The organism is Streptomyces sp. 13-12-16 (assembly GCF_002114215.1).
Lineage (GTDB): Bacteria > Actinomycetota > Actinomycetes > Streptomycetales > Streptomycetaceae > Streptomyces.
This window is the reverse complement of the sequence record NZ_NCTE01000545.1, coordinates 3,482-12,226: the sequence shown is the minus strand read 5'-3', so window position 1 is coordinate 12,226 and position 8,745 is coordinate 3,482. Positions and strand designations below refer to the sequence as shown.

General features: G+C 70.8%; 8 protein-coding genes and 1 pseudogene. All 9 read left to right on the top strand.

Features of this window, described 5'->3' with window-relative positions:
• A pseudogene (locus B7767_RS22145) lies at positions 1 to 495 on the top strand (ribonuclease E/G); the annotation flags it as partial.
• Positions 496 to 711: 216 nt separating this feature from the next.
• Positions 712 to 1,779: a glucose-1-phosphate thymidylyltransferase gene (locus tag B7767_RS22140; RefSeq protein WP_085573737.1), complete on the top strand. Its 1,068-nt coding sequence runs from the start codon at positions 712 to 714 to the stop codon at positions 1,777 to 1,779.
• On the top strand, positions 1,776 to 2,765 hold the full coding sequence (gene rfbB / locus B7767_RS22135) for a dTDP-glucose 4,6-dehydratase (protein ID WP_085573736.1): 990 nt from the start codon (positions 1,776 to 1,778) through the stop codon (positions 2,763 to 2,765). Before B7767_RS22140 ends, rfbB begins: the two co-directional genes overlap by 4 nt.
• A 114-nt stretch (positions 2,766 to 2,879) precedes the next feature.
• Positions 2,880 to 3,803: a dTDP-4-dehydrorhamnose reductase gene (rfbD, locus tag B7767_RS22130; RefSeq protein ID WP_085573735.1), complete on the top strand. Its 924-nt coding sequence runs from the start codon at positions 2,880 to 2,882 to the stop codon at positions 3,801 to 3,803.
• Positions 3,800 to 5,788, top strand: coding sequence for a glycosyltransferase (locus tag B7767_RS22125; protein ID WP_085573734.1), 1,989 nt, complete (start codon positions 3,800 to 3,802; stop codon positions 5,786 to 5,788). Before rfbD ends, B7767_RS22125 begins: the two co-directional genes overlap by 4 nt.
• A gap of 15 nt (positions 5,789 to 5,803) precedes the next feature.
• Entirely contained in the window at positions 5,804 to 6,397 is a 594-nt protein-coding gene (rfbC, locus tag B7767_RS22120) for a dTDP-4-dehydrorhamnose 3,5-epimerase (RefSeq protein WP_085573733.1), read from the top strand.
• Between the two features lie 213 nt (positions 6,398 to 6,610).
• Positions 6,611 to 6,931, top strand: coding sequence for a 50S ribosomal protein L21 (gene rplU, locus B7767_RS22115; RefSeq protein ID WP_004931419.1), 321 nt, complete (start codon positions 6,611 to 6,613; stop codon positions 6,929 to 6,931).
• Positions 6,932 to 6,945: 14 nt separating this feature from the next.
• Positions 6,946 to 7,200 (top strand): 50S ribosomal protein L27, encoded by a 255-nt coding sequence (rpmA, locus tag B7767_RS22110; protein ID WP_003976205.1) that lies wholly within the window; start codon positions 6,946 to 6,948, stop codon positions 7,198 to 7,200.
• Between the two features lie 106 nt (positions 7,201 to 7,306).
• The coding region (gene obgE, locus B7767_RS22105; RefSeq protein ID WP_085573738.1) for a GTPase ObgE at positions 7,307 to 8,745 on the top strand (1,439 nt) is incomplete at its 3' end.

Here is an 8,745-nt window from a genome sequence, read left to right as displayed (position 1 = left end):
CCGGTCGCCGAGGCACCCGCGCCGAAGCCCGAGGAAGCCCCGTCCGAGGCCCCCGCCGAGACCGGGGCCCCGGCCCGCCCGCGCCGCCGCGCGGTGCGCAAGCCGAGCACGTCGACCGCGTCCGAGGAGACGGCCGTCGTGGTCGTCCCGTCGGTGGCGGAGGCGGTGGCGGAGGTGGCGCCTGCCGAGGCGCCCGTCGAGGAAGCCGAACCCGAAACCGAGGCCGAGGCCGGGACCGAGGCCGCCCCGGCCAAGAAGACCGCCCGCAAGGCGGCCAAGAAGGCCACGGCGAAGAAGGCCGCCACGAAGAAGACGGCGGCCAAGAAGACCGTCGCCAAGAAGACGACGGCCAAGAAGGCGGCGGCCAAGACCACCAAGTCGGCCGCCACCAAGACGACCACCGCCAAGACGACCGCGAAGAAGACGGCGTCGAAGAAGACCGCTGCTGCGGCCCGGCAGCCGTCGTCGTCGGTGACCGCCTCGACGGAGGACTGATCTCCGAATCGTTCGGTGATTGTGATCCGCCCCCGGTCCCGTCCGGGGGCGGATCATTTTTTGTCAGGAGAGCGGCCACCAGGAGTTCGAATACGTGAATGGCCGGTGAATCGTTGTTCCTGGCACGTGGTTATGATGTGCCCACAGATTGACTGCGAAATCAGACAAAAGGGGCTCTTCGCCCCTATCAAGGTCCACAGTATTGGGGCGCCACACGTGAAGGCTCTCGTCCTTTCCGGGGGAGCGGGCACCCGCCTCCGTCCGATCACCCACACCTCCGCCAAGCAACTCGTACCGGTCGCCAACAAGCCCGTCCTCTTCTACGGCCTGGAGGCGATCGCCGACGCCGGGGTCACCGAGGTCGGGATCATCGTCGGCGACACCGCGGACGAGATCCGTGAGGCGGTGGGTGACGGATCCCGGTTCGGCATCGAGGTCACCTACATCCCGCAGGAAGCGCCCCTGGGACTCGCGCACGCCGTGCTCATCGCCCAGGACTTCCTCGGCGACGACGACTTCGTCATGTACCTCGGCGACAACTTCATCGTCGGCGGCATCACCGGCCTGGTGGAGGAGTTCCGCACCGAGCGGCCCGACGCGCAGATCCTGCTGACCAAGGTCCCCAACCCCACCTCCTTCGGTGTCGCCGAACTCGGCGCCGACGGCCGCGTGGTGGGCCTGGAGGAGAAGCCGAAGCAGCCGAAGAGCGATCTGGCCCTCGTCGGCGTCTACCTGTTCACCCCGGCCATCCACGAGGCCGTCCGCTCCATCGAGCCGTCCTGGCGCGGCGAACTGGAGATCACGCACGCCATCCAGTGGCTGATCGACGAGAAGCGGGACGTCCGCTCCACCACGATCTCCGGCTACTGGAAGGACACCGGCAACGTCACCGACATGCTGGAGGTCAACCGGTCCGTCCTGGAGACCCTGGAGCCCCACGTCGCGGGCACGGTGGACGAGGCCAGTGAGATCATCGGCCGGGTGCGCATCGAGGAAGGCGCCCGGGTCAGCGGCAGCCGGATCGTCGGGCCCGTGGTCATCGGCGCCGGTACGGTGGTGAACGACGCGTACGTCGGCCCCTTCACCTCGGTGTCCGAGGGCTGCCGGATCGAGGACAGCGAAATCGAGTACTCCATCGTCCTGCGGGGTGCGTCCGTGACCGGCGTGCGCCGGGTGGAGGCCTCGCTCATCGGGCGCGACGTCGAGGTCACGCCCGCCCCCCGTAACCCCAAGGCCCACCGGCTCGTGCTCGGTGATCACAGCAAGGTGCAGATCTCCTCATGACTACCAGGATCCTGGTGACCGGCGGTGCCGGCTTCATCGGCTCGCACTACGTCCGTACGGTGCTCGGCCCCCAGGGCCCCGGTGACGTCTCGGTCACCGTCCTGGACAAGCTGACGTACGCGGGCAACCCGGCCAACCTCGACGAGGTGCGCGAGCACCCCGGGTTCGCCTTCGTGCAGGGCGACATCTGCGACCCGGAGCTGGTCGGCAAGCTGATGGCCGAGCACGACCAGGTGGTGCACTTCGCCGCCGAGTCCCACGTCGACCGGTCCATCGACGGCGGCGCGGAGTTCGTCCGCACGAACGTGGTCGGCACCCACACGCTCGTCGACGCCGCGCACCGGGCCGGCATCAAGACCTTCGTGCACATCTCCACCGACGAGGTCTACGGCTCGATCGACGAGGGCTCCTGGCCCGAGACCCACCCGCTGGAGCCCAACTCGCCCTACTCCTCGGCGAAGGCGTCCAGCGACCTGATCGCGCTGTCCTACCACCGCACCCACGGCCTGGACGTCCGCGTCACCCGCTGCTCCAACAACTACGGGCACCACCACTTCCCCGAGAAGGTCATCCCCCTCTTCGTCACCAACCTCCTCGACGGCAAGAAGGTCCCGCTGTACGGCGACGGCGGCAACGTCCGCGACTGGCTGCACATCGACGACCACGTCCAGGGCATCGAGCTGGTCCGCACCAAGGGCCGCGCGGGCGAGATCTACAACATCGGCGGCGGCACCGAGCTCTCCAACAAGGAGCTCACCGAACTGCTCCTGAAGGCGTGCGGCGCCGACTGGGAGACCAGCGTCGAGTACGTCCAGGACCGCAAGGGCCACGACCGCCGCTACTCCGTCGACTGCACGAAGATCCGCGAGGAGCTGGGCTACGAGCCCCGCAAGAGCTTCGAGCAGGGCCTCGCCGAAACCGTCCAGTGGTACCGCGACAACCGCGCCTGGTGGGAGCCGCTGAAGGAGCGCGCGGCGCTGAGCTGACGCGTCACCCGTCTCACGCGGGCCCGGGAACGTCCCGGGCCCGTTCAGGCATTTCCCGCGCGCCCCGGATCCCGCCCGGGGCCGCGGCATCCGGTACGGAGGACAGGAAGAGGGATGAACCCGACAGAGGAACAGGGGAACACGCCGGCCGGCTGGCTGGTCACCGGGGCGGGCGGGATGCTCGGCCAGGACGTGCTGGCCCGGCTGGCCGCGGCCGGGGAGCAGGCCACCGCCCTGGACCGGGCGGCGCTGGACCTCACGGACGCCGACGCCGTGCGGCGGGCGCTCGAACACCACCGCCCGGCCGTGGTCGTCAACTGCGCCGCCTGGACCGCCGTGGACGACGCCGAGACTCGCGAGGCCGAGGCGCTCGCGATCAACGGCGACGGCCCGGCCCACCTCGCCGCCGCCTGCGCCCGCACCGGCACCGTCCTGCTCCACGTCTCCACCGACTACGTCTTCGCGGGCGACGCCACGACGCCGTACGCCGAGGACGCCCCCACCGCGCCGCGCAGCGCCTACGGCCGCACCAAGCTGGCCGGCGAGCAGGCCGTCCTGAAGACCCTCCCCGACAGCGGCTACGTCGTGCGCACCGCCTGGCTGTACGGAGCGGGCGGAGGCAACTTCGTCCGTACGATGATCAAGCTGGAAGGCCTCAAGGACACCCTCGACGTCGTCGACGACCAGCGCGGCCAGCCCACCTGGAGCGCCGACCTGGCCGGCCTGCTGGTCGAGCTGGGGCGCGGCGCCCTGGCCGGTACCGCCCCGGCGGGCGTCTACCACGGCACCAGCTCCGGCGAGACCACCTGGTACGGCCTCACCCGCGAGATCTTCCGTCTGCTCGGCACCGACCCGGACCGGGTCCGCCCCACCACCAGCGAGGCGTTCGTGCGCCCCGCCCCCCGCCCGGCCTACAGCGTGCTCGGCCACGAGCGCTTCGCCGCGGCCGGCATCGAGCCGCTGCGCGACTGGCGCGCGGCCCTCACCGAGGCGTTCCCGGAGATCCACCGGGTCCACGAGAAGGAGAACCCGGCGTGACAGTCAAGGTCAGCGTCGTCATCGCGGTCTACAACCCGGGCAAGTACGTCGAGGACTGCATCAACGGTCTGCTCCGGCAGAGCCTCACCCCCGACGAGTTCGAGGTCTTCTTCGTCGACGACGGCTCCACCGACGAGACCCCCGCCCGGCTGGACCAGCTGGCGGCCGAGCACCCCCACTTCCACGTCATCCACCAGGAGTCCTCCGGCTGGTCCGGAAAGCCCCGCAACACCGGCATCGACGCCGCCCGCGGCGAGTACGTCATGTTCGTCGACCACGACGACTGGCTCGGCGACGAGGCCCTGGAGCGGATGTACGACTACGGCAAGGCGAACGAGGCCGACGTCGTCGTGGGCAAGATGGCGGGCATCGGCCGCCCGGTCCCGCAGGAGCTGTTCCGGGTCAACCGGCCGCGCGCGACGGTGGAGAACGCTCCGCTGATCGACAGCCTCACCCCGCACAAGATGTTCCGGCGGGAGTTCCTCCAGCAGCACGGCATGCGCTTCAAGGAGGGCCGCCGCCGGCTGGAGGACCACGTCTTCGTCGTCGAGGCCTACCTGCGGGCGAAGAGCGTCGCCGTCCTGGGCGACTACCTGTGCTACTACCACATCACCCGTGACGACGGCTCCAACGCCGGCTTCCAGCGCTTCGACCCGGTCGGCTACTTCGCCAACCTCCGCGAGGCCCTCGACGTGGTCGAGGAGCTCACCGAGCCCGGCCCGCTGCGCGACAAGCTGTTCAGCCGCTGGCTGCGCAACGAGATGGTCGAGCGGCTGCGCGGCAGCCGGCTGCTCAAGCTCCCCGAGGACTACGCCGAGGAGCTGTACCGCGAGATCCGCGGGGTGGTCACCGAGCGTTTCGGGCCGGGCGTGTTCAAGCGGGTCGCCCCCACCCAGCGGGTGGTGGCCGGGCTGATCGCCGCCGACCTCTACGAGGACGTCCGCGCCCTCGCCCACTGGGAGGCCGGGATCAAGCCCACCGGCACCCTCGACTCCCTGGCCTGGGAGGACGGCGTCCTGAACATCGGCTTCACCTCCGAGTACCAGGTCGACGGCGAGCCGATGACCTTCCGCCGGGAGGGCGGGCGCGACCTGCTCGGCCTGCCGCTGTCCGAGGAGGCGCTCAAGGCGCTGGCCGGCCAGGACATCTCCCTGGCCGCCCCGGTCGACAAGAGCGACGTGGACCTGGTGGTCCGCCACCGCGAGACCGCCACGCAGTACTACCTCCCGGTCGAGTGCGAACTGCACCGCCTGGACGCGGGTGACGGCGCCTTCCGGCAGCGGATCACCACGCGCGCCGTCCTCGACCCGGAGACGGCGGCCGCGGGCAAGCCCCTGGACAAGGGCCTGTGGGACCTGCACCTGCGCATCAAGTCCTGCGGCTGGAGCAAGGAGACCCGGCTCGGCGCGGTGCGCGGCGAGGACGTGGACGCCGGACGGCTGGCCGCGCTCACCGGTGAGCCGAGGCGGCTGGTGCTGCCGTACTGGACCGACGGGCCGGGCAACCTCTCCCTCGACGTCGACCAGCACACGAACAAGCTGGAGCGCGAGGCGGTGGCCCTGATGGACCCGGCCCGGGCCGTGGTCGAGGGTTCCACCGTGCGGCTCCCGATGCCGCTGCACGGCACGGCGGAGGCCGGAGACCCGGTGCGGCTCCGCTTCGAGCGCAAGAACGTGGGCAAGTACCCGGCCGACGCCGTGACCGACGGCCGTACCGTGACCGCCGCGCTGCCGCTGGAGAAGCTCACCGGGATGCGCTGGGCCGTCCGGATCGGCGTGCCGTCGGCCGGCCGCGGCGAGGCGAAGTGGACCCGCCTCCCGGTCGACGTGGTGGTCGCCGCCGACGGCACCGCCCGGGTGATCGACCGGCACACCCCGCCCGCCGGGAAGAAGCCGGCACCGAAGCAGCCCGCCAAGCCCCGCCCTCTGTGGCGCCGGGCCGCCGGCCGGGTCAAGCGCGCACTGTCGAACGAGAAGAAGAACTGAGGACGGACCCCTTCCATGCGACCCCTTTCCCTCTCCGGTGCCTGGGTGCACGAGCCGAAGATCTTCCCCGACGACCGGGGCAGCTTCCACGAGTGGTTCAAGGCCCCGGTCTTCACCGAGGCCGTGGGCCACCCGCTCACGCTCGCCCAGGCCAACATGTCCGTCTCCAGCCGGGGCACCCTGCGCGGCATCCACGCCGCCGACGTGCCGCCCGGCCAGGCCAAGTACGTCAAGTGCGTGCGCGGTGCGGTCCTCGACGTGATCGTGGACATCCGGACCGGCTCGCCCACCTTCGGCCAGTGGGAGACGGTCCGCCTGGACGACCGGGACCACCACGCCGTCTACCTCTCCGAGGGCCTCGGCCACGGCTTCATGGCGCTCACCGACGACGCCACCGTGGTCTACCTCTGCTCCGAGGGGTACGCCCCCGAGCGGGAGTACGGCGTTCCCCCCCTCGACCCGGCCATCGGCATCGACTGGCCCGCCGACCTCACCCCGATCCTGTCCGCCAAGGACGAGCAGGCCCCCACCCTGGCCGAGGCCCGCGACCAGGGCCTCCTTCCCTCCTACGAGGCGTGCGTGGCCTACCGGGAGAGCCTCGGCCGCTGAACCGTCCGGTCGGTCCGGCCCTCTTGCGGGGGCCGGTTTGACCCGTTCGGCCACGGCCCCGTAACCTTGACCGTCGGCGTGTCCATCGGGGCCGCCACGTCCCCGTAAACCTCTTCCTTCCGGGTGCTCCGGTGTCCGGGAGAGGTCGTCCGTGTTCTTGGCCGGGCGGCTGGCCTGCGGGGATGCCGTTCTTCGAGTGAGAGTGAGATCCGCGTGTACGCCATCGTGCGCAGCGGTGGTCGCCAGCACAAGGTTGCTGTCGGCGACATCGTTGAGGTTGACAAGATTTCCACCGCCAAGGTCGGCGACACGGTCGAGCTCTCGACCCTGCTCGTCGTCGACGGCGACGCTGTGACCAGCGACCCGTGGGTGCTGGCCGGCATCAAGGTCCAGGCCGAGGTCGTGGACCACCACAAGGGCCAGAAGATCGACATTCTGCGCTACAAGAACAAGACCGGCTACCGCCGTCGTCAGGGCCACCGCCAGCAGTACACGGCGATCAAGGTCACTGAGATCCCCGCGGCTGCGAAGTAAGGGACTGAGGAGACATGGCACACAAGAAGGGCGCATCGTCCACCCGGAACGGTCGCGACTCGAACGCCCAGCGGCTCGGCGTGAAGCGCTTCGGCGGTCAGGCCGTCAACGCGGGTGAGATCCTGGTCCGTCAGCGCGGCACCCACTTCCACCCGGGCGCCGGCGTCGGCCGTGGCGGCGACGACACGCTGTTCGCCCTGCAGGCCGGTGCGGTGCAGTTCGGCACCCACCGTGGCCGCAAGGTCGTGAACATCGTTCCGGTCGCCTGATCGGAAACTCTCGCGAGGCGGACCTCACTTCCCGGTCGGGAAGGCGGGTCCGCCTTTCGCGTGTTAAGACAAGAAACCCCTGATACGTCTCTGGAGGCACCCCACCATGACCACCTTCGTGGACCGCGTCGAGCTGCACGTCGCCGCGGGTAACGGAGGCCACGGCTGTGCCTCCGTCCACCGTGAGAAGTTCAAGCCGCTCGGTGGCCCCGACGGCGGGAACGGCGGACGCGGCGGCGATGTGATCCTCACCGTCGACCAGTCCGTGACGACCCTCCTCGACTACCACCACTCCCCGCACCGCAAGGCCACCAACGGCAAGCCCGGCGAGGGCGGCAACCGCAGCGGCAAGGACGGGCAGGACCTCGTCCTCCCCGTGCCGGACGGGACCGTCGTCCTGGACAAGGCCGGCAACGTGCTCGCGGACCTGGTCGGGCACGGGACGTCGTACGTCGCCGCCCAGGGCGGACGCGGCGGGCTCGGCAACGCCGCACTCGCCTCCGCGCGCCGCAAGGCGCCCGGGTTCGCTCTGCTCGGTGAGCCGGGGGACCTGCGGGACGTCGTCCTGGAGCTCAAGACCGTCGCCGACGTGGCGCTGGTCGGGTACCCGAGCGCCGGCAAGTCGTCGCTGATCTCCGTGCTCAGCGCCGCCAAGCCGAAGATCGCCGACTACCCCTTCACCACCCTCGTCCCGAACCTCGGTGTCGTCACCGCCGGGTCGACCGTCTACACCATCGCCGACGTGCCCGGCCTCATCCCCGGCGCCAGCCAGGGCAAGGGGCTCGGCCTGGAGTTCCTGCGGCACGTCGAGCGGTGCAGCGTGCTCGTGCACGTGCTGGACACCGCCACGCTGGAGTCCGACCGCGACCCCGTCTCCGACCTCGACATCATCGAGGAGGAGCTGCGGCAGTACGGCGGTCTCGGCGACCGCCCCCGCATCGTCGTCCTCAACAAGATCGACGTCCCCGACGGCAAGGACCTCGCCGAGATGGTGCGCCCCGACCTGGAGGCGCGCGGCTACCGCGTCTTCGAGGTGTCGGCCGTCGCCCACATGGGGCTGCGGGAACTGTCGTTCGCGCTCGCCGAGCTGGTGGCCCAGGCGCGGGCGGCCAGGCCCAAGGAGGAGGCGACGCGGATCGTCATCCGGCCCAAGGCCGTGGACGACGCCGGCTTCACCGTCACCCGAGAGGACGTCGACGGGGAGCCGCTGTTCCGCGTGCGCGGCGAGAAGCCCGAACGCTGGGTCCGCCAGACCGACTTCAACAACGACGAGGCCGTCGGCTACCTCGCCGACCGGCTCAACCGCCTCGGTGTCGAGACCGAGCTGATGAAGGCCGGCGCCCGCTCCGGTGACGGCGTCGCCATCGGCCCCGAGGAGAACGCGGTCGTCTTCGACTGGGAGCCGACCGTCACGGCCGGCGCGGAGATGCTCGGCCGGCGCGGCGAGGACCACCGCTTCGAGGCGCCCCGCCCGGCCGCCCAGCGGCGCCGGGACAAGCAGGCCGAACGGGACGAGTCCGAGCGGGAGTACGACGACTTCGAGCC